The 19,548-nt window shown below is 66.5% G+C and carries 15 protein-coding genes and 1 other RNA gene; 11 read left to right on the top strand and 5 right to left on the bottom strand.

The window, feature by feature from the left end:
- Nucleotides 1–75 precede the first annotated feature (75 nt).
- Both ACCQ12_RS13100 and ACCQ12_RS13095 read left to right on the top strand, forming a co-directional pair.
- Nucleotides 76–798, top strand: coding sequence for a pseudouridine synthase (locus tag ACCQ12_RS13100; RefSeq protein WP_372381913.1), 723 nt, complete (start codon nucleotides 76–78; stop codon nucleotides 796–798).
- Nucleotides 799–916: 118 nt separating this feature from the next.
- Nucleotides 917–1,987, top strand: a complete 1,071-nt coding sequence (locus ACCQ12_RS13095; protein WP_372381912.1) for a GGDEF domain-containing protein — start codon at nucleotides 917–919, stop codon at nucleotides 1,985–1,987.
- A gap of 129 nt (nucleotides 1,988–2,116) precedes the next feature.
- On the opposite strand, the gene ACCQ12_RS13090 is transcribed toward ACCQ12_RS13095, so the two are convergent.
- Together ACCQ12_RS13090 and ACCQ12_RS13085 are read right to left on the bottom strand one after the other, a co-directional pair.
- Nucleotides 2,117–3,064, bottom strand: a complete 948-nt coding sequence (locus ACCQ12_RS13090; protein ID WP_372381911.1) for a DMT family transporter — start codon at nucleotides 3,062–3,064, stop codon at nucleotides 2,117–2,119.
- Between the two features lie 352 nt (nucleotides 3,065–3,416).
- A complete protein-coding gene (locus tag ACCQ12_RS13085) occupies nucleotides 3,417–4,250 on the bottom strand; it encodes a DUF72 domain-containing protein (protein ID WP_166748977.1) in 834 nt (277 codons plus the stop codon).
- Between the two features lie 300 nt (nucleotides 4,251–4,550).
- Here ACCQ12_RS13085 and rraA point away from each other — a divergent pair, with 300 nt between their 5' ends.
- The 3 genes from rraA to ACCQ12_RS13070 all read left to right on the top strand — a co-directional run bounded on the left by rraA (nucleotide 4,551) and on the right by ACCQ12_RS13070 (nucleotide 8,145).
- The gene (gene rraA, locus ACCQ12_RS13080; protein ID WP_184371261.1) at nucleotides 4,551–5,051 is read left to right on the top strand and encodes a ribonuclease E activity regulator RraA; all 501 of its coding nucleotides are present in this window, start codon (nucleotides 4,551–4,553) and stop codon (nucleotides 5,049–5,051) included.
- 22 nt (nucleotides 5,052–5,073) lie between these two features.
- Nucleotides 5,074–6,669 carry a serine hydrolase gene (locus ACCQ12_RS13075; RefSeq protein ID WP_186005746.1) on the top strand — a complete coding sequence of 532 codons (1,596 nt, stop codon included), beginning with the start codon at nucleotides 5,074–5,076 and terminating at the stop codon, nucleotides 6,667–6,669.
- Nucleotides 6,670–6,879: 210 nt separating this feature from the next.
- Nucleotides 6,880–8,145, top strand: a complete 1,266-nt coding sequence (locus tag ACCQ12_RS13070; RefSeq protein ID WP_372381910.1) for a cation:proton antiporter — start codon at nucleotides 6,880–6,882, stop codon at nucleotides 8,143–8,145.
- 64 nt (nucleotides 8,146–8,209) lie between these two features.
- Here the strand turns inward: ACCQ12_RS13070 and ACCQ12_RS13065 are convergent, their stop codons facing one another.
- Together ACCQ12_RS13065 and ACCQ12_RS13060 are read right to left on the bottom strand one after the other, a co-directional pair.
- Nucleotides 8,210–9,403 carry a sensor histidine kinase gene (locus ACCQ12_RS13065; protein WP_047695681.1) on the bottom strand — a complete coding sequence of 398 codons (1,194 nt, stop codon included), beginning with the start codon at nucleotides 9,401–9,403 and terminating at the stop codon, nucleotides 8,210–8,212.
- Nucleotides 9,400–10,089 (bottom strand): response regulator, encoded by a 690-nt coding sequence (locus tag ACCQ12_RS13060; protein WP_372381909.1) that lies wholly within the window; start codon nucleotides 10,087–10,089, stop codon nucleotides 9,400–9,402. Before ACCQ12_RS13060 ends, ACCQ12_RS13065 begins: the two co-directional genes overlap by 4 nt.
- A gap of 105 nt (nucleotides 10,090–10,194) precedes the next feature.
- Between ACCQ12_RS13060 and ACCQ12_RS13055 the strand changes: the two genes are divergently transcribed.
- The 4 genes from ACCQ12_RS13055 to ACCQ12_RS13040 are packed head-to-tail and all read left to right on the top strand — an operon-like array spanning nucleotide 10,195 to nucleotide 16,704.
- Nucleotides 10,195–11,664 (top strand): efflux transporter outer membrane subunit, encoded by a 1,470-nt coding sequence (locus tag ACCQ12_RS13055; RefSeq protein ID WP_372383616.1) that lies wholly within the window; start codon nucleotides 10,195–10,197, stop codon nucleotides 11,662–11,664.
- A gap of 19 nt (nucleotides 11,665–11,683) precedes the next feature.
- Nucleotides 11,684–12,520 carry a MipA/OmpV family protein gene (locus ACCQ12_RS13050; RefSeq protein ID WP_372381908.1) on the top strand — a complete coding sequence of 279 codons (837 nt, stop codon included), beginning with the start codon at nucleotides 11,684–11,686 and terminating at the stop codon, nucleotides 12,518–12,520.
- Nucleotides 12,521–12,541: 21 nt separating this feature from the next.
- On the top strand, nucleotides 12,542–13,648 hold the full coding sequence (locus ACCQ12_RS13045; RefSeq protein ID WP_372381907.1) for an efflux RND transporter periplasmic adaptor subunit: 1,107 nt from the start codon (nucleotides 12,542–12,544) through the stop codon (nucleotides 13,646–13,648).
- Nucleotides 13,645–16,704 carry an efflux RND transporter permease subunit gene (locus ACCQ12_RS13040; RefSeq protein ID WP_372381906.1) on the top strand — a complete coding sequence of 1,020 codons (3,060 nt, stop codon included), beginning with the start codon at nucleotides 13,645–13,647 and terminating at the stop codon, nucleotides 16,702–16,704. The genes ACCQ12_RS13045 and ACCQ12_RS13040 overlap by 4 nt, the downstream gene beginning before the upstream one ends.
- Nucleotides 16,705–16,708: 4 nt before the next feature.
- On the opposite strand, the gene ACCQ12_RS13035 is transcribed toward ACCQ12_RS13040, so the two are convergent.
- Nucleotides 16,709–16,785, bottom strand: a non-coding RNA gene (locus tag ACCQ12_RS13035) — sX9 sRNA.
- A 127-nt stretch (nucleotides 16,786–16,912) separates the two neighbouring features.
- Between ACCQ12_RS13035 and ACCQ12_RS13030 the strand changes: the two genes are divergently transcribed.
- Nucleotides 16,913–17,509 (top strand): plasmid pRiA4b ORF-3 family protein, encoded by a 597-nt coding sequence (locus ACCQ12_RS13030; RefSeq protein WP_372381905.1) that lies wholly within the window; start codon nucleotides 16,913–16,915, stop codon nucleotides 17,507–17,509.
- Between the two features lie 156 nt (nucleotides 17,510–17,665).
- Nucleotides 17,666–19,498, top strand: a complete 1,833-nt coding sequence (locus ACCQ12_RS13025) for an ABC transporter ATP-binding protein (protein WP_372381904.1) — start codon at nucleotides 17,666–17,668, stop codon at nucleotides 19,496–19,498.
- Nucleotides 19,499–19,548: the final 50 nt, after the last annotated feature.

Genomic DNA, 19,548 nt, shown 5'->3' with positions numbered 1-19,548 from the left:
CGGGCAGATGTCGCGGTAGCGGCGCACGGCGATGCGAGAGTGCGTTGCCGGCGCCAAATCGCCGATAATCCGACGATGACGATCCGACTCAACAAACATATCGCCGATACCGGCTTCTGCTCACGCCGCGAGGCCGATCGGCTGATCGGCGAGCGCCGTGTCACCGTCAATGGCGTGGTGGCCGGCACCGGGGCGGTGGTGGGCGAGCAGGACACCGTGCTGGTGGATGGCCAACCGCTGCGCGCGCGCGAAGCCAAGAAGCCGGGCGGGCGCAAACATGTCTATATCGCGCTCAACAAGCCGGTGGGCATCACCTGCACCACCGAGAGTTCGGTCAAGGGCAACATCGTCGACTTCGTCGGCCACGAGCAGCGCATCTTTCCGATCGGCCGGCTGGACAAGGAGTCCGAGGGGCTGATCCTGCTGACCAGCAACGGCAACATCGTCAATGACATCCTGCGTGCGGAAAACCGCCACCAGAAAGAGTATCTGGTGGCGGTCAACAAGGCGGTCACCGACGACTTTCTGCGCGGCATGGCACGTGGCGTGCGCATCCATAACGAGACCACGTTGCCGTGCCGCACCGCGCGCATCGCCAAGTTCGGCTTTCGCATCGTGCTGGAGCAGGGCCTGAACCGGCAGATCCGGTTGATGGCCGCCGAGTTCGGCTATCGGGTGACGCAGTTGCGGCGGGTGCGCATCGACAACATCAAGCTGGCGGCGCTCAAGCCGGGGCAATGGCGCAACCTCAGCGATGCGGAACTGCGCGGATTGCTGCCGCAGCGCACCGACTGGTGAGCCGGCGCGCCGGATGAACCGCAGACTGCGCGAACGGCCAGCCGTCGCCTGCGCAGAGCGCTCGCCCGACAGGGCCGGCATACTTCCGACGATAACGACTCAGCAGGGGGCTGACCGCGTGATCAAACCGCAATTGCCAGGGAACGAGGCCGAACGGCTGATCGCCCTGCGTCAGTACGAGCTGCTGGATTCGCCACCCGAGCGCGCTTTCGACGACCTCACGCTGGTGGCGTCCACCGTGTGCGAGACGCAGATGGCGGCCGTGGTGCTGGTGGATGCGCATCGGCAGTGGTTCAAGGCGGCCCATGGCGTGCCGCGTAGCGAAGCCCCGCGCGATATCTCGTTCTGCGCACATGCCATCCTGCGCCCGGACGAGGTGATGACGGTCGAAGACACCTTGCTGGACCAGCGCTTTTTCGACAATCCGATGGTGACCGGGGAAGGCGCGGTGCGCTTCTATGCCGGGGCGCCGCTGGTCACCAGCGACGGCATGCCGCTGGGTTCGTTGTGCGTGTTCGATCAGGCGCCGGCGCATCTGCGCGACGCGCAACGCGCCGCGTTGCAGGCATTGTCGCGGCAGGCCTCGCATCTGCTGGAACTGCGCCTGGCAGGCAAGCAGCTGCGGCAGCAACTGCGTGAGCGCGACTGGTACGAGCAGCAGATGGCGCAGTATTACGCGGCGATGGAGGCGGTCAATGCCGATCTGGTCGAGCAGACCCGCACCGACCCGCTGACCGGCCTGCCCAATCGTCGCGCGTTCACCGCTGCGCTCGCCGCCGCCACGCAGCAGACGCGCGTGGCCAATCAACCGCTGTCGGTGGCCCTGCTGGACGTGGACCACTTCAAGGTGGTGAACGATGTTCATGGGCATGACCAGGGCGATCTGGTGCTGCGCGAGCTGTCGGCGCTGTTGCGTGCGCATGCGGCCGGCGCGGGAACGATTGCGCGCTACGGCGGCGAAGAGTTCGTGTTGCTGCTGCCCAACGTGGACCTGCAGCAGGCGCGCGTGCAGTGCGAATACCTGCGCCAGAGTGTGGCGACGATGACGCTCGCCCTGCCGGTGACGGTGAGCATCGGCGTGGCCATGCTGTACCCGCACGAGAGCGTGGAGGCGGTGATCAAGCGCGCCGACCAGGCCTTGTACGCGGCCAAGCGCGGCGGCCGCGATCAGGTGGTGGCGCTGGAGTAGCGCGTGGCTTGCCGGGTGGAGCTTCGTGGCTGGGACAGCGCAGGACGCGTGTGTGCAGCGCCGCGACGGTGCTGCAGCTGTACGGCTGGCCAGTGCGGATGTCGCTGGCGCACCCTTGTGACGATCGGATCAATCGACGATGTTCTTCGCCTCGGCGGTGCCGAGCAGTTCCGGATGCACCACCTTGTGCCGGCGTTCCAGCACCGGATGCAGGAACACGGCGCCGAGAATGATCGCCACGCCCAGATAGAACTGCAGGGTCAGCTCGCGCTGCTCGCCGAGCAGGGCGATGGCCAGCACGATGGCGTAGACCGGTTCCAGGTTGGTCACCAGTTGCACCGAATACGCGCTCAGATGACGCAGCGCCATCAGCGCCAGCGCAAACGGCAGCAACGTGCAGGCCAGTGACAGGGCGAGCAGCAGCACAGCGTCGTGCAGGCTGGGCAGGACCAGCAGGCTGCCATGCAGCGATGGCAGCAACTGCGGCATGGCCGGCGCCAGCACGGTCAGGGTCAAGGTGCCGGCACCCAACTCCAGTGCGGTAACGGTCAGCGGGTCTGCATGCGCGACCATGCGCTTGTTGAGCGAGCCGAACAGGCCGACGAAGACCGCCGAGATCGCGCCCACCACCACGCCGGTACGCATGCCATCGGGCACGCCGCCGACCACCAGCGCCACCCCCGGCAGCACCGCCAGACCGAACAGCAACTCGCGCGGACGGAACGGCCGCTGCGTGACCCACGGCTCGATCACCGCGGTGAACACCGGCGCCAGGGCGATGCAGGTTGCCGCCACCGAGGCATTGGCCAGCTTGATCGCGCCGTAGAAGGTGAGCCAGTGCAACGCCACCAGCGCGCCGATGCCGCAATAGCCCAGCACCACGCGCCCGGACAGCCCGCGCAGCCCGCGCCACACGCGTGGCCACACGGCCAGCGCCACCACCACGATCAACATCCGCCACCACACCAGCGGCAAGGCCTGCAGGGTGATCAATTTGCCCAGGATCGCGGTGATGCCCCAGAGCAGCACGCAGAAATGAATTTGCAGTTGCGCCTTGCGCAGGTCGGTCGTGGGCATGCGCCATTGTCGCCGAAAAGTTGCGTGCCGACGTCGGGCGGCGACAGCAGTGTGGATGGCGATGGCAATCCCGTGCCAGGCTGCAGCGGGTACCGAGTACCAAGCCCGTCTCCCACAGGAAAGGGGCGAGGGCACCGCCTACCCATGCCACTGACTGCTGCACCATTTACGGCGTCGCTGAGGCCCAACGCCACGGTGAGCACGCAGGACCGTTCGCAGGATCGGTGCGAAACGATCATGGCGATCATGCCCAGGCAGCAGATGTGAGGTCGTCGCACATCGCCACTTGTCTGCCACGCGCCACCGTTAAAAACTGCCGCACGCACAACGGCGTGCAACGTCGGCGAGGCAGCTAACCTGCCGACAACGCCTTCAACAACGCCATCGCCGCCGCCGGATTGCGTTCCTTTGCCGCACTGATGAAGAACACGAACACCTCGCGCGGCGCAGCAGGCGTTTTCGACGGATCTTCGATGTGCGGCAGATCGTCCGGGTCTTCGCCGCGGCGCCATGCCTGGATGCGTTCGGCCCAGCGTGCCAGCGCAGGCGCGGAGTAGCCCGCATGCAGGCGCGCCTGGCTTCGCATCAGCCGCGCGTAGACAACGTCGGTGGAGAGGTCGGCGAAGGAGGGGTGTTCGTCCGAATCGGTGAACACAGTCGCGACGCCATGGCGGCGCACCAGCGCCAGCAACGACGCATCCACCGCATCCGGATCGCGGATTTCCAGCACGTGGCGCAGCGTGCGGCCGCCCGTGTGCCTGGGCAGCAGTGCCAGGAAGTCGTCCAGGTCGTCGGCCTGCAGGCGATGCCCGTGTTCGAACTGCCACACCAGCGGGCCAAGCGTGTCGCCGAGCTCGACAATGCCGCCGACGAAGTCCTCCACCTGCGCCCTGGTGCCCGCCAGTCTGCGCGACTGGGTAATGCGTCGCGGCGCCTTGGCCGAGAACACGAACCCGGGCGGCACTTCGTCGCGCCACTTTGCATAGGTTGCCGGCTTCTGCGCGCCGTAATAGGTGCCGTTGATTTCGATGGCGGTGACGTGGCGGCTGGCGTATTCCAGCTCGCGGCGCTGCACCAGTCCTTCCGGATAGAACATGCCCGCGCGCCAAGGCGCGTACACCCAACCGCCGATGCCGACGTGGATGCCATCCAGGGAGGGCGGGGCGGAAGCGAACAGATCAGTCATCGCTGGGGTACTCGCTGGCAGGAGGGCACGGTGGCGGGGCGTGCTGCGCGAAGCCGGCAGCGACCGCGGCGCATAGCCTGGCGCATCCGGACTGGATGGCGCGTGAGAACGGCGGCGTTGCAGCGGCGACGGCCGTGCGCGTTGCAATGCCTACAGCGGACGCAAGCACATCGATCGCGCAACCGTCAGCTACGCCATCGCACGCCTGCCAGCCTGGCCCCACCGCGACATGCGGCAGCCAGCGCCCGCACGCCAGCGCGGCCGGCTACCATGCCTGCATCGCCGCATGAGACCGTCTCGATGACCTGGACCACTCCCGATCTGTGTGACCGCTTTCCCGAGGTGAGCGTTGCCGAGCCATTGTTCCGCCACTTTGGCGGGCGCACCGCGTTCTGCGGGCCGATCGCAACGGTGCGCTGTGTTGAAGACAACTCGCGCGTGCGCGAACTGGCCTCCACGCCGGGCGACGGGCGGGTGCTGGTGGTGGACGGGCAGGGCTCGTTGAAGCATGCGCTGCTGGGCGACCAGATCGCAGCGCAGGCGGTGGCCAATGGCTGGGCCGGGGTGGTGATCCATGGCTGCGTGCGCGATGTCGAGATCCTGGGCACGCTGCCGCTGGGCGTGCTGGCCTTGGCTGCCTGCCCGCGCCGTACCGAACGGCGCGACCTGGGCGATGCGCAGGTGCCGGTGAATTTTGCCGGCGTCCCGTTCGTGCCCGGGCACTGGCTCTACGCCGACGCCAACGGCGTGCTGGTGACGCCGCTGCCGCTGTCGCTGGACAGTGCCGGTGGCACACCCTGATCGACAACAGGAGGACGTGGTGGTGATCGTGAACCGATGGCTGACGGGAGGCGTGCTGATGCTGGCAACCCTGGTGACAACGACGCATGCGGCCGACCTGCCGGCCGGCATGCAGCAGTTCGACGCGCAGATGGAACGCGTGCGCACCCAGTTCGACGTGCCCGGCATCGCCGTGGCCATCGTCAAGGATGGCCAGGTGGTGCTGGAGCGTGGCTACGGCGTCCGCGAGATCGGCAAACCCGATCCGGTGCAGGCCGATACGCTGTTTGCGATCGCCTCCAACACCAAGGCGTTCACCGCTGCCTCGCTGTCGATTCTGGCCGACGAAGGCAGGCTCTCGCTCGACGACAAGGTCATCGACCACCTGCCGTGGTTCCGCATGTCCGACCCGTATGTCAGCGACCAAATGCGTATCCGCGACTTGCTGGCGCATCGCAGCGGCCTGAGCCTGGGCGCAGGCGACCTGTTGTTCTGGCCAACCACCAGTTACAGCACCGAAGAGGTCGTGCAGCGCCTGGCCAAGGTGCCATTGAAAGGCGGTTTCCGCGATCGCTATGCGTACGACAATATCTTGTACGCCGTGGCGCAGAAGGTGATCGAGCAGGTCTCCGGGCAACCCTACGCTGCGTTTCTGCAGCAGCGCATCTTTGCGCCGGTGGGCATGCGCGGCACGCGCTTCAATGCCGACCATCTGCAGCCCGACGATAACGCCGCAGTAGGGCACGCCAAGTACGACTTCACCGAGTTGCGCACGGTTGCGCCATTGACCTGGTCCAACAACTCCGGTGCCGGCGGCATCTACTCCAGTGCGCACGACATGGCGTTGTGGATGAAGGTGCAACTGGCCGGCGGCGTGTTGCCGGACGGCACACCGCTGTTCAGTGCAAAGCGCCAGCAGGAGATGTGGTCGATGATCACGCCGATCGCCGTTGCCGCTCCGGCAGTGCCCGAACTGGCCGGCGCGCAGCCCAATTTCGCCGGCTATGGCGAAGGCTGGAGCCTGAGCGACTATCGCGGCCATCGTCTGGTGTGGCATACCGGCGGCTGGCCCGGCATGGTGTCGCGGCTGACGCTGGTGCCCGACCAGAAGTTGGGCGTGGTGGTGCTGACCAATCAGGAAGTCGGCGCGGCGTTCAATGCGGTGACGCTGCAGGTGCTGGACGCATTCCTGCAGGTGCCACCCACCGATTGGACCGAGGCGTACGCCAAGGCCGTGGCCAAGGCCGGCAGCGAGGCCGATACCAGTTGGAAGGCGCATCAGGACGCACGCGCGGCACGCTCCACGCCGTCGTTGCCGCTGCGCGGCTATGCGGCGACCTATCGCGACCCCTGGTATGGCGATGTGGTGATCCGCCAGGACGGCAAGCGGCTGCGCCTGCAGTTCACCAGGACCGCCCAATTGGTGGGCACGCTGGAGCATTGGCAGCACGACAGCTTCATCGTGCGCTGGGACGACCGCTCTTTGAACGCGGATGCCTTCGTCAACTTCGCGTTGACCCCGGACGGTGCGGTGCGCGAGATGCGCATGCAGGCGATCTCGCCGCTGACCGATTTCAGCTTCGATTTTCAGGATCTGCTGCTGACGCCTGTGCAGACGCAGGCCGCTGCGCCGAAGTGAAGCGGCGCTCGGTTGCCGGGCGCTCGCTGTCCTGCAGTGCGCTGGTGGCCGGAGTCGGTTGCGGCCGGCGGCCACCGCAGCGCAGCTCTGCACGCTGACATGGCCATGGCGGCTGGCGCGTGCAGCGTTGCAGGACCGCCGCCGCGTCGCTACCGCCTGGCGGCGCGTGTGGTTATGATCCGCGCACTTCTCAAGGATGTCGCCGCACGCATGACCACTCCACAGATGTCGGTGTATTTCTTTCTGCAGGCTGCAGCCATCCTGCTGGTGTGCCGGTTGGTCGGGTTGCTGGCCAAGCGCCTGGGGCAGCCGCAGGTGGTCGGCGAGATGATTGCCGGGGTGATGCTGGGGCCATCGTTGTTCGGCCTGCTGGCGCCGGGCGCGCAGGCGGCGTTGTTCCCCAAACAGACCATGGATGTGTTGTACGTGTTCGCGCAGTTCGGCGTGGGCCTGTACATGTTTCTGGTCGGGACCGACTTCCGCGGTGATCACTTCCGCGCGCGCTACCGCAGCGCGATGAGCGTGTCGCTGGCCGGCATCGCGGTGCCGTTCGCGCTGGCATTTGCGATGTGCCCATGGCTGCTCACCGTCGATGGCCTGTTTTCCGAGAAGGCCAAGCTCACGGAAGCGTCGCTGTTTCTGGGCGCAGCCATCGCCATCACTGCCTTCCCGATGCTGGCGCGCATCATCCACGAACGCGGCCTGACCAATAGCCCGCTGGGAACGCTGGCGCTGACGGCTGGCGCGTTCGACGACGCTGCCGCGTGGTGCATCCTGGCGGTGGTGCTGGCCAGCTTCGGCGGCAGCTGGGGCAGCGCCTATCTGGCCATCGGTGGCGGCGTGGGCTACGCGGTGTTCATGATTTTCGTCGGACGGCATCTGTTGCGTCGCCTGGCCGATCACGTGGTGCCGGATCAGCCGCTCAGCGACAGCGTGCTGGCGATCGTGCTGATGCTGTTCTGCGTGAGTGCGTGGGCGATGGACGCGATCGGCATCCACGCGGTGTTCGGTGGCTTCCTGCTGGGTGTCTGCCTGCCCAAGGGGCCGTTGACGGAAAAACTGCGCGAGATGATGCAACCGTTCGTGGTGGTCTTGCTGCTGCCGTTGTTCTTTACCTATTCGGGCCTGAAGACCCAGCTCAGCGTGCTGTTGCAGCCGCAGATCATGCTGGCCGGTGTCGCGATCCTGGCTGCATCGTTCGTTGGCAAGGGTGTGGCGTGCTGGGCCGCGGCGCGCGTTACCGGCGAAAACAACCGCGACGCGATGGCGATCGGCTCGCTGATGAATGCACGCGGCCTGATGGAGCTGATCATCATCAACATCGGCCTGCAGGCCGGTGTGATCGAGCAGGGCCTGTTCTCGGTACTGGTGCTGATGGCGATCCTGTCCACGCTGATGGCGACGCCGCTGTTCAACTGGATCATGCGTCGCCACGCCAACGTGAGCGATGCGGTGCCGAGTCTGCAGTCGCGGTGATCGGGTGCGCAACCGCCCGCGGGTGCGGGCAGTTGCACTGACGTGTGCGCGGCCGGGCGTTGCGTCAACGCCCCAGCGGTAACTGCACGCTGGCCAGCAGGCCACCGCCGGGGCGGTTGCTGACGACCAGTTGGCCATCGTGCGCCTGGCAGATGGCCGAGGCGATCGCCAGGCCCAGGCCGCTGCCGCCGGAATGCCGCGCGCGCGAGCTATCGGCGCGCCAGAAGCGGTCCAACAGGTGCGGCAGTTGCGCAGGCGCCACGCCAGGGCCGCGGTCGCCGACGGTGAGCTGCACGATGTTGCCGTCGCGGCGCACCTGGATCTCCAGCAACTTGCCGGCTGCGGCGTAGCGCAACGCGTTATCGATCAGGATCGACAGCACCTGGCCCAGCCGGTGCCGGTCGGCATGCAGGCGCAGCGCCGGATGCGTGGGGTAGTGGATGGTCATCTGCGCCTCGCGCAGCGCCGGCCCTGCCCATTCGATGCGCTCGGCGACGAGCTCCCGCAGCTCGACGCTTTCCGGCTCCAGCACCAGCTGGCCGGCACGCGCCAGCGACACCAGGTGCAGGTCGCCGATCAGGCGATTGATCTGCTCCAGCTGGCGATGCACCAGCCGCAGTTGCTCGGGTTCGCGCGGGAAGACGTCGTCCAGCATGCCTTGCACGCGTCCCATCGCGGCATTGAGCGGGGTGCGCAATTCATGCGCCAGCATCGCGCTGGAGTCGCGTAATTCGCGCTCGTACTGCTGCAGCCTGCCGCTCATCGTGTTGAAGTCGTCGGCCAGGGCGGTGAGCTCGTCCGGTGCGCCGCGCACCACTTCTGCGCGTGCGCCGAAATCGCCATCGCTGACCCGGTGCGCCGCGAAAGCCACCTGCGAAAATTGCCGCGACAGCGGCCGCGACGCGAGCAGGCCGCAGAACAGGATGACCGGGACCGAGACGGTCATCATGGCGCCAAGCATCCACCAGTCCGGATTGGCCAGCCCGGGCAAGAAATTTTCGATGTCGTAATAGCGCTGGAACAGCTCCCACAGGCGGGCCTGGTTGGCCCTGGGCTGCTCGATCAGCTGGGAGATCTCTGCACGCGGCCCGGCCGGAACGGTGCTCAGGATCAGGCTGTAGCGCAGATTGAAATAGCACCACATGCCGAACGCGATGACCATCATGGTCACCACCGCCAGCGCGCTCATGCGCAGCCCTACCCACCACCACAGGGGCGCCTGGTTGCGCCAGGCATGAAACCGCCGCAGCACCTTCATTGAAAGCGATACCCCACTGCGCGCACGGTGACCAGCACCCCGGTGATGCCATGCACTTCGAGTTTGCGGCGCAGGTTGTGGATGTGCGAATCCACTACCCGTTCCAATGCATCGCTGTCGGGCAGGCAGGCGTCGAGCAGTTCGCTGCGCGTAAAGGCCTTGAATGGGGTCTTGAGCAGCAGCGCGAGCAGGTTGAATTCGGTCGGCGTCAGATCCAGCACCACGCTGTCGCCGTTTTCGTGTTGCACGCTGGCCACCACGGCGGCCGGATCCACGCTCAGCCGACCGTGCTGCAAGGGCTCGCCCGGCGCACGCACTGCCACGCTCCGGCGTAGCACGGCATGCACGCGCGCCACAACCTCCTTGGGGCTGTAAGGCTTGACCACGTAATCGTCGGCGCCGTAGCGCAGGGCGCCGAGCTTTTCCGGCTCGTCGCCGATGGCGGTGACCATGATTACCGGCGTGTCGCCGGCGCGGCGGATCGTCGACAGCACCTCGATGCCGCTGAGCTTGGGCAGCATCACATCCAGTAGCACCAGGTCCGGTGCCCATTGCCGGTGTAGCTGGATGGCGCGTTCGCCATCGCCGGCCACGGCCACATCGAAGCCGTCGCGGCGGAGATAGGCCTCCAGAATGCTCGCGCTATCGGCGTCGTCTTCCACCAGCAGAACTTTCTTGCCTGTCATGGCGTGTTGCCCTGTCATCTCGATCAAATCTGGATAATTCCCGAAAACAACCTGGACGCTGCGGGTCGAGGATGTCGGTCGAGATTGGCTCTGTGCCCCGACATCATGATTCCACAAATTATTCCGCACCGTTGGTCTTGCGTGTGCCTGGTCGCCGCCAGTGCAGTGCTGGTGACTGGATGCTCGCTGACGCCGGCCTACGAGCGCCCGGCGCTGAGCGTGCCGGCCACGTTCGGCGACCGGCAGGCCGCATTGGCGCCCGCATCCGGTCAGCCCGACGCCAACGCGACTACCACCGTCACTCTGAACGAGCAAGAGCGCGTGTTCTTGCAGACCTTAGCGCCAGACCGCGACCTGCGGCCCCTGGTCGAACGTGCCTTGGCGCACAACGGCGATTTCCGCCGTGCGGCTTTGCAGGTAGAGCAGGCACGCGCGCAGTACGGCATCGCGCAGGCATCGCGACTGCCGGCGCTCGCCGTCGGCGCACAGCAGCTGCGGCAACATTTCGACAACCCGACGCTGGATGCGCGGTACCAGCAGGATCTGGTCATTGCCAATGCAGGGATCGGCAATTTCGAAGTGGACTTTTTCGGCAAGCTGCAGGCGATGTCCGAGGCCGCACGCCAGCGCTACCTGGCCAGCACCCATGGCCGCGACGCGGCGCGTGGCGCCCTGATTGCAGAGGTGCTGCGCGCCTACACCGCCGAGCGCACCACCGCGCAGGCGCTGCAACAGCTGCAATCGCTGGATGCTGACAGCGATGCGTTGCTTGCCATTGCCGAGCGGCAATATCAGGTCGGGCTGATCGCGCGCGACGAGCGCGACGCGCAGCAGCGTCAGGCCGACCAGGCCCACGTGGCGGCCCTGCAGGGCAACGACAACCACGCGGCGGCGGTGCGCGCGCTGCAGGTGCTGGCCGGCTACGACAGCACGCCGGTACCCGGCGATCTGCAGGGGCTGATCGCCGCCGATACGCCGGCCAGTGCGTGGCGCGCGCTGGATTCGTCGCTGTTGCTGCAACGCCCGGATATCCAGCAGGCCGAGCTGGAGTTGCGCGCGGCCAATGCCGATATCGGTGCGGCGCGCGCGGCGTTTTTTCCGTCGATCACCTTGAGCAGCAGCGTGGGCACGGCCAGCGACGGATTGAACGGCTTGTTTTCTGCAGGCCACGGCGTGTGGAGCTTCATGCCGCAACTGAACCTGCCGGTGTTCGATGGCGGCCGCAATCGCGCCAACCTGGACCTGGCACGAGTGCGCAAACGCGCGGATGTCGTTGCCTACGAACAGGCAATCGAAGCGGCATTTCGCGAGGTCGCCAACGCGCTCGACGCCCACGCCACCTTGTCGCAGGCCGAGCCGCGCTCGCGCGAGCAGGTCGAACGCGAGCAACTGCGGCTTGCCCGAATGCATCAGCGCGTAGATGCCGGTCTGGAAGACCGCAGCGCGCTGCTGGCCGAGCGGACCCGCATCGCCCAAACCGAACTCGATTACCTGGATACCGCACGCCAACGCGTGCTGAGCCGTATTGCGCTGTTTCAGGCGTTCTATGGCGTGCGCCTGCCCACCGCTTCCTGACTTCCGACTGAGACTTTCGATGAACGTATCGTCCTTCAATCGCTTGCGTGGCAACCGTGCCGTCCGCGCCAGCGTTCTCGCGTGCATGACCGCCATTCCGTGCATCGCACACGCACAAACCGATCTGACCGGGAGTTCGCGCCTGCTGGGAGATCGCACTGAAATCACCGCCGGTGCCGCCGCGGTTGCCACGCCGGAGTATGCCGGTGCCGAGCGCGCGCGCGTGCAATTTAACCCGGTGCTGGTGGTGCAGCGCGGCGTGCTGTTCTTCGACACCTCCCGCGGCGGCGGCCTGCAATTCCAGAGCACATCCGGCTTCTACATATCGCAATCGCTGTATTACGACCTGGGCCGGCTGCAAAGCGACAGCAACTGGCGGCCGGGCTCGCGCCTGCTGGCCGGCATGGGCGATGTGCCTGGGTCGGTGACGGCACGCACGCTGGTGATGCAGCAAGTGACGCCCTACATGAACGTCAATGCGGAGGCGGAGTTCACGCTCAAGGATGCTGCGCGCCGCAACCGCTATCGCGCCGGGATGGAATTCACCCTGCTGCATAGCGCCAACGACATGATCACCCTGGATCTGGACGTGCATGGCGGCGACCGCCGCTTCAATCAGGCTTACTTCGGCGTCACCGATGCGCAAGCCGCGCGCACCCGCTTTGCCGCCTTCAATTCCGGATCCGGTGCGTATGCCGCCGCGGTAGGTGGCAGTTGGACGCACTCGTTGGGCGACCACTGGGCCACCACGTTGGGGGTCACCGGAACGCGTTACCTGGACAACGCCGAAGACAGCCCGCTGGTGGCACGCCGCAGCGTGGTCAGCGGCAACCTTGCACTGACCTACAGCCGCTGAGCGGCATAGACCGGGGATCAAATGATGACGATGTTTTATCGCGGCCTGGTGTGCGGCACGTTGCTGCTGGGAGTGGCCGCATGCAGCGGGCCGGATGCGCCGGCCAGTGAGACACCACGCGCGGTGAAGCTGGAGCGCTTCGGCAGCGGGAGCGATAACCCACTGCAGGTGCCGGCGCTGGTGCGCCAGGAACAACGCGCCGAGCTGGGGTTCGAAGGGGCGGGCCGTCTCTCCGCAGTGCTAGTGGATGTCGGCGACCGGGTGACCCGCGGCCAGCTGTTGGCACGGCTGGATGATGAACCGCTGCGCCTGCGCGAACAGCAGGCTGCTGCAAACGTGCGCGCGGCACTGGCGCAATCCGGCGAGCGGCAACTGCAATTGCGCCAGCAACAGACAATGTTCGATGACGGTGCCAGTTCCAACGCCACCTTGACTGCTGCGCGCGCAGCGGCAGATGCGGCGGCCGCACAGCTGCAGGTGGCCAGGGCCGATCTGGCCATGGCGCGCCGCGGCACGCGTTTGAGCGAGCTCCGCGCGCCCTTCGATGGCAGCGTGGTGGCGCGCCTGCAACAACCGCAGGCCGATGTGGCGGCTGGGCAGACGGTGCTGCAGGTGGAGGGGCAGGGCCATGTGCAACTGGTCGCCACATTGCCGGCAACTGCCGGTGCCGGCTTGGTGCCGGGGCAGACCGTGCATGCCCGTGTGGCGGATGCGGGCGATGGGCTGATCGAACTGCGTCTGCGCAGTCTTTCCAGCCGCCTGGACAATGCCACGACGGTACATGCGTTGCTGCAACCCCTCGCCGCCGCGCCGTCGCTGCGCAGCGGCGACAGCGTGATGCTGGCGCTGCCGACCCCTGCCGATTCCACGCCGAGTGTGCCGTTGTCGGCGGTATTGCCCCGGCTCAACCGGCAACAGGCCAGCGTGTTCGTTTACCAGCCGGCAAAGAGGGCCGTGGTCGAACGCGCGGTAGAGCTGGGAACGATCATCGGCGAGCGCGTCCACATTCTGCGCGGGCTGCGTGCAGGCGAGCAGGTGGTGAGCGCTGGCGTGGGCTTCTTGGTGAACGGCCAGCCGGTGACACCGCTGCAGGCGCAGACGCAGCTGGGCGGAGGTCGCACGCCATGAAGGTGACCCAGATGGCGATGCGTTCGAGCCGGCTGACGTTGTTTGCCGCAGCGATGATCCTGATCGGCGGCATCGTGGCGTTTCTCGGTTTCCCGTCGCAGGAGGAACCGTCGGTGACCGTGCGCGACACGCTGGTGTCGGTAGCCTATCCCGGCATGCCCAGCGAGCAGGTGGAAAACCTGCTGGCGCGTCCGGTGGAGGAGCGCTTGCGCGAGTTGGCCGGCATCAAGCGCATCGTCACCACGGTGCATCCGGGCAGCGCGATCGTGCAGCTGACCGCTTATGACGATGTGCAGGATCTAGCGGCGCTGTGGCAGCGCGTGCGCGCCAAGGCCGCGGAGGCCGGCGCACAATTGCCTGCGGGCACCCTTGGCCCCCTCGTCGACGACGACTTCGGGCGCGTGTCGGTGGCTTCGATTGCGGTGACCGCACCGGGCTTTTCGATGAGCGAAATGCGCGGCCCGTTGCGGCGAATGCGCGAGCAGCTGTACGCCTTGCCCGGCGTGGAGCAGGTGAAGTTGTATGGCCTGCAGGACGAGGCGGTGTACGTGTCGTTCGATCGCGCGCGGTTGCTGGCCAGCGGCTTGACACCGTCCAGCGTGATGGCGCAATTGCGCGCCCAGAACGTGGTGGGCTCCGGTGGGCAGGTGGCGGTGTCTGGGCTGGCGCTGACCGTGGCCACGTCCGGCGAAATCCGCACGCCCGAGCAGTTGCGCGGCGTGCTGCTGAGCGTGCCAGGCGCGCCCGCAGGCAGTACCCGCGAAGTGACCCTGGGCGAGCTGGCACAGGTACAGGTGATGCCGACCGACCCGCCGCAAAGCGCGGCCGTCTACCAGGGCCAGCCGGCGGTGGTGGTCTCGGTCTCGATGCAGCCCAGCACCAATATCGCCGACTTCGGCAAGGCGCTGCGCGCCAAGCTCGACGACACCGCGCGTGAGCTGCCTGTCGGCTTCACCCAGCACGTGGTGAGCTTCCAGGCCGATGTGGTCGAGCGCGAGATGGGCAAGATGCATCACGTCATGGGCGAGACCATTGTCATCGTCATGGCGGTGGTGATGCTGTTTCTGGGCTGGCGCACCGGGTTGATCGTCGGCGCGATCGTGCCGCTGACCATCTTCGCCTCGCTGATCGTCATGCGTGTGCTGGACGTGGAGCTGCAGACGGTCTCGATTGCCGCCATTATTCTTGCGTTGGGCTTGTTGGTGGACAACGGCATCGTGATTGCCGAAGACATCGAGCGCCGTCTGGTGGCCGGCGAGGAACGTCGCCAGGCCTGCATCGATGCCGGCCGGACGTTGGCGACACCCTTGCTGACCTCCTCGTTGGTCATCGTGCTGGCGTTTTCGCCGTTCTTCTTCGGCCAGACCAGCACCAATGAATACCTGCGCTCGCTGGCCACCGTGCTCGGCGTGACACTGCTGGGCTCGTGGTTGCTGAGCATCACCGTGACGCCGCTGCTGTGCATGTACTTCGCCAAGGTGCATGTCACCAAGACCAGCGACGCAGCCGAATCGCGGTTCTATCGCGGCTATCGCCGTGTGATCGAACGCGTGCTGCAGCACAAGGTGCTGTTCATTGGTGCGATGACGGCGATGCTGGCGCTAGCGGTCACCGTGCTGGTGTCCATCCCATACGACTTCCTGCCCAAGTCCGACCGCCTGCAGTTCCAGATGCCGGTGACCTTGCAGGCGGGCAGCGATGCGCGCCAGACGCTGCGCACGGTGAGTGAACTCAGCCGCTGGTTGGGCGACCGCCACGCCAACCCCGAGGTGGTGGACAGCATCGGGTATGTTGCCGATGGCGGGCCGCGCATCGTGCTGGGCCTGAACCCGCCGCTGCCGGCCGCCAACCAGGCGTACTTCACGGTCAGCGTGCGGCCCGGGACCGATATCGATGCGGTGATCGCGCGGGTACGCTCTCATGTGCGCAGCCACTTCCCTGCGCTGCGTGCCGAGCCCAAACGTTTTTCGCTGGGCGCCACCGAAGCTGGGATGGCGGTGTATCGCGTGGTGGGTCCGGATGAAGCGGTGCTGCGCAGCAGCGCCGCTGCAATTGCCAGGGCCTTGCGGGCAGTGCCGGGCACCGTGGACGTGCAGGACGACTGGCAGGCGCGCATTCCGCGCTATGTCGTTCAGGTGGACCAGCTCAAAGCCCGCCGCGCCGGTGTGAGCAGCGAAGACGTGGCGCAGGCCTTGCAGGGGCGCTACAGCGGCGTGGATGCCACGGTGATCCGCGACGATGGCACCGATGTGCCGGTTGTCGTGCGCGGCAGCACCGACGAGCGTGCCGCCAACGGTAATCCGGCCGATACGTTGGTGTACCCGCAGGCAGGCGGCGCACCTGTCCCGTTGGCGGCGGTCGCCACGGTGTTGCGCGACAGCGAGCCGTCGGCGATCCAGCGGCGCAACCTCAGCCGTGCCATCACCGTGACCGCGCGCAACCCGCAACTGACCGCGACCGAGATCGTCGAACGGCTGTCCGCGCCAATCGCCGCGCTCAAGCTGCCGGCTGGCTACCGCGTGGAGATTGGCGGCGAGCTGGAAGATTCGGCCGAAGCCAATCAGGCCTTGCTGCACTACATGCCGCATGCGCTGGGCGCGATCCTGTTGCTGTTCGTGTGGCAGTTCAACTCGTTCCGGAAGTTGTTCATCGTGCTGTCGGCGGTGCCGTTCGTGCTGATCGGTGCGGCACTGGCGCTGGTGTTGACCGGCTATCCGTTCGGCTTCATGGCGACCTTCGGCCTGCTGGCGCTGGCCGGCATCATCGTCAACAACGCGGTGTTGCTGCTGGAGCGCATCGAGGCCGAACTTGCCGATGGCCTGCCGCGTCGCGAAGCGGTGGTGGCGGCTGCGGTCAAACGGCTGCGCCCGATCATCATGACCAAGCTCACCTGCATCGTTGGCCTGGTACCGCTGATGCTGTTTGCAGGCCCGCTGTGGACGGGCATGGCGATCACCATGATCGGTGGGCTGGCATTGGGCACGCTGGTGACGCTGGGCCTGATTCCGATCCTGTATGACCTGCTGTTCGGTTTGCGCACGCGAAGGAGTGTCTAGGCGTGGTTAACAATACGTAGCGAGGGGACATCAGGCGGGCGTGGACGACGCGCTCAGATCCGGAATGTACATGTGGTGCATACCGATTCGGGCACCGGCCGCACCGGCCTGGCGACTGCCCGGTCGTTTACTCGACGCTCCGGGCGGCGTCTGCATTTGCCTGGTTGGCACGCCATACTGGGTGACAGTCAGGAACAAGCACGACACGATGACGAAGGCAAAAAAGAAATTCGCGCAGCAACCGGTGCAGCCATCTGCACCGCTGTATCAACTGCATGTGGCATTGACCGATAGCGCGCCGCCGATTTGGCGGCGCCTGCTGGTGTCGGGCGCAGTACGCCTGGCCACGTTGCACCGCGTGCTGCAGTCGGTGATGGGCTGGAGCGGCGCGCATCCGTACGAATTCGACTTCGGCGGTGGCCGCTATGGCGAGGCCGGGCTGGATGTGCCGGAGCGCTCGCGGCTCAAGCATGCCGCCCGGGTCACGCTGGAAAGCGCGGTGGGCGAGCTTGGCGAATTCGCCTATTTCTATGGTGCCGGCGCTGGCTGGAAGCACACGCTGCAGGTCGAGGCCGTGCTGCCGCCGGATGCGGGGCTGCGCATCGCGCGCTGCATCGAGGGCGCCAATGCCTGCCCGCCGGAACGCAGTGGCGGGATCGACGCCTACCGGGCGCTCTTGCAGATCATCGCCGACACGGACCACCCGCAGCATGTGCAGGAGCTGGCCACGCTCGGTGGGCGGCTGGATCCAGCCCATTTCGATCTGGCCGAGGTCAACCGGCTGCTGGCGCGGATTCGCGAGTAGATCCGGATGCCGACAGTGCCGTGGCGTGCAGGTGCAGCAACATGGGCACCCACGCCCGACGCTGCCACCGCGCTACGCCAGGCCGCCGGATCAACGCACTGCGGCTTGACGCCCGATCGGCTAGCCTGACGGCCCGGTGTTAGCGAAGTATCTGCAATGTTCCGCTGGTTCGAATCCCTGATCGACATCTTTCCGCCCATCGAGCGGGAGATGCCGCCACGTAGCGTGTGGCGGTTCTATCTGCACTACCTGCGGCCGCTGTGGCCGATCCTGCTGGCCACGCTGATCGCGGGCTTGTTGCTGGCCTTGGTGGAAGTGGCGATGTTCGACTTCCTCGGCCGCATCGTGGACATGTTGAATGAGCGGCCAGGGCCCGACTTCTTCCGCCGCCACGCCAGCGAACTGGCGTGGATGGCGGGGATCACCCTGATCGCGCGGCCGTTCTTCACCGGCCTGCACAACCTGCTGGTCAACCAGGCGATCGTGCCGGGGCTGAGCAACCGCTCGCGCTGGTTGATGCACAACTATGTGGTGCGGCAGAGCCTGGGGTTTTTCAATAACGATTTCGCCGGCCGCATTGCCAACCGCGTCATGCAGACCGGTACGTCGCTGCGCGAATCGGCGGTGCAGATGGTCGATGCGCTGTGGTACATCGTGGTCTATACCGGCAGCGCGTTGTGGCTGTTCGCTCAGGCCGATCCGTGGCTGATGGCGCCGCTGTTGATCTGGCTGGTGGTGTATGTCGCGCTGATGGCGTTCTTCGTGCCGCGCATGAAGGCGCGCGCCTGGATCGCGTCGGATGCGCGCTCCAAGGCCACCGGGCGCATCGTCGATGGCTACACCAATATTTCCACGCTCAAGCTGTTCGCCCATGCCGGCCGCGAGGAAGCCTATGTGCGCGAGGCGATCGACGAGCTGGCGGTCAAGCATCGCGGGCAGACGCGCGTGACGACCTCAATGGACACGGCCATCGCAGTCGCCAACGGGTTCCTCATCGTCGGGACGTGCGGGCTGGCGCTCTGGCTGTGGAGCCGCGGGCAGATCAGCGTTGGCGCCATCACCCTGGCGACCGGGCTGGTGATTCGCATCCACAACATGTCCGGCTGGATCATGTGGACGGTCAACGGCATTTTTGAAGATATCGGCACCGTGCAGGACGGCATGCAGACCATCTCGCAGCCGGTACAGGTGCAGGATGTGCCGACTGCGGCGCCGTTGCAGGTGACGCAAGGCCAGGTGCGGTTCGAGCACATCCATTTCCATTACGGCAAGCGCGGTGGCGTGATCGCCGGGCTGGACCTGCAGGTGCGCGCCGGCGAAAAGATCGGCCTGGTGGGGCCCTCGGGCGCCGGCAAATCGACGTTGGTCAACGTGCTGTTGCGGCTGTACGACTTGGAGCAGGGGCGCATCCTCATCGATGGGCAGGACATTGCGCAGGTCACGCAGGACAGCCTGCGCGGGCAGATCGGGTTGGTGACCCAGGACACCTCGCTGCTGCATCGCTCGATCCGCGACAACCTGCTGTACGGCCGGCCGCAGGCCAGCGACGCGCAGATCCTGGATGCGGTGCGCAAGGCACGCGCGGAAGGTTTCATCGACACGCTGATCGATGGCGAAGGCCGTCGCGGCTTCGACGCGCATGTGGGCGAGCGCGGCGTCAAGCTCTCCGGCGGTCAGCGTCAGCGCATCGCGATCGCGCGGGTGCTGTTGAAGGACGCGCCGATCCTGGTCCTGGACGAAGCCACCTCGGCGCTGGATTCGGAAGTGGAAGCGGCCATCCAGGACAGCCTGGATGCACTCATGGGCAACAAGACCGTCATCGCGATTGCGCACCGGCTGTCGACCATCGCGCGCATGGACCGGCTGGTGGTGATGGATGCCGGCCGCATCGTCGAAACCGGCACGCACGCCGAGCTGATCGCGCATGGCGGGCTGTATGCACGGCTGTGGGCGCGCCAGACCGGCGGATTTGTTGCGGCGGATGCGTGACGCAAGGCCGTGCGCGGTCGTTGCGCGACAGCTGGGCACAGGCTCGCCGC

Origin of the sequence: Xanthomonas sp. NCPPB 1068 (assembly GCF_041479385.2) — a bacterium.
GTDB classification, from domain to species: domain Bacteria; phylum Pseudomonadota; class Gammaproteobacteria; order Xanthomonadales; family Xanthomonadaceae; genus Xanthomonas; species Xanthomonas cannabis.
The sequence above is the reverse complement of the archived record's forward strand: the minus strand, read 5'-3'. Positions and strand labels throughout refer to the sequence as shown.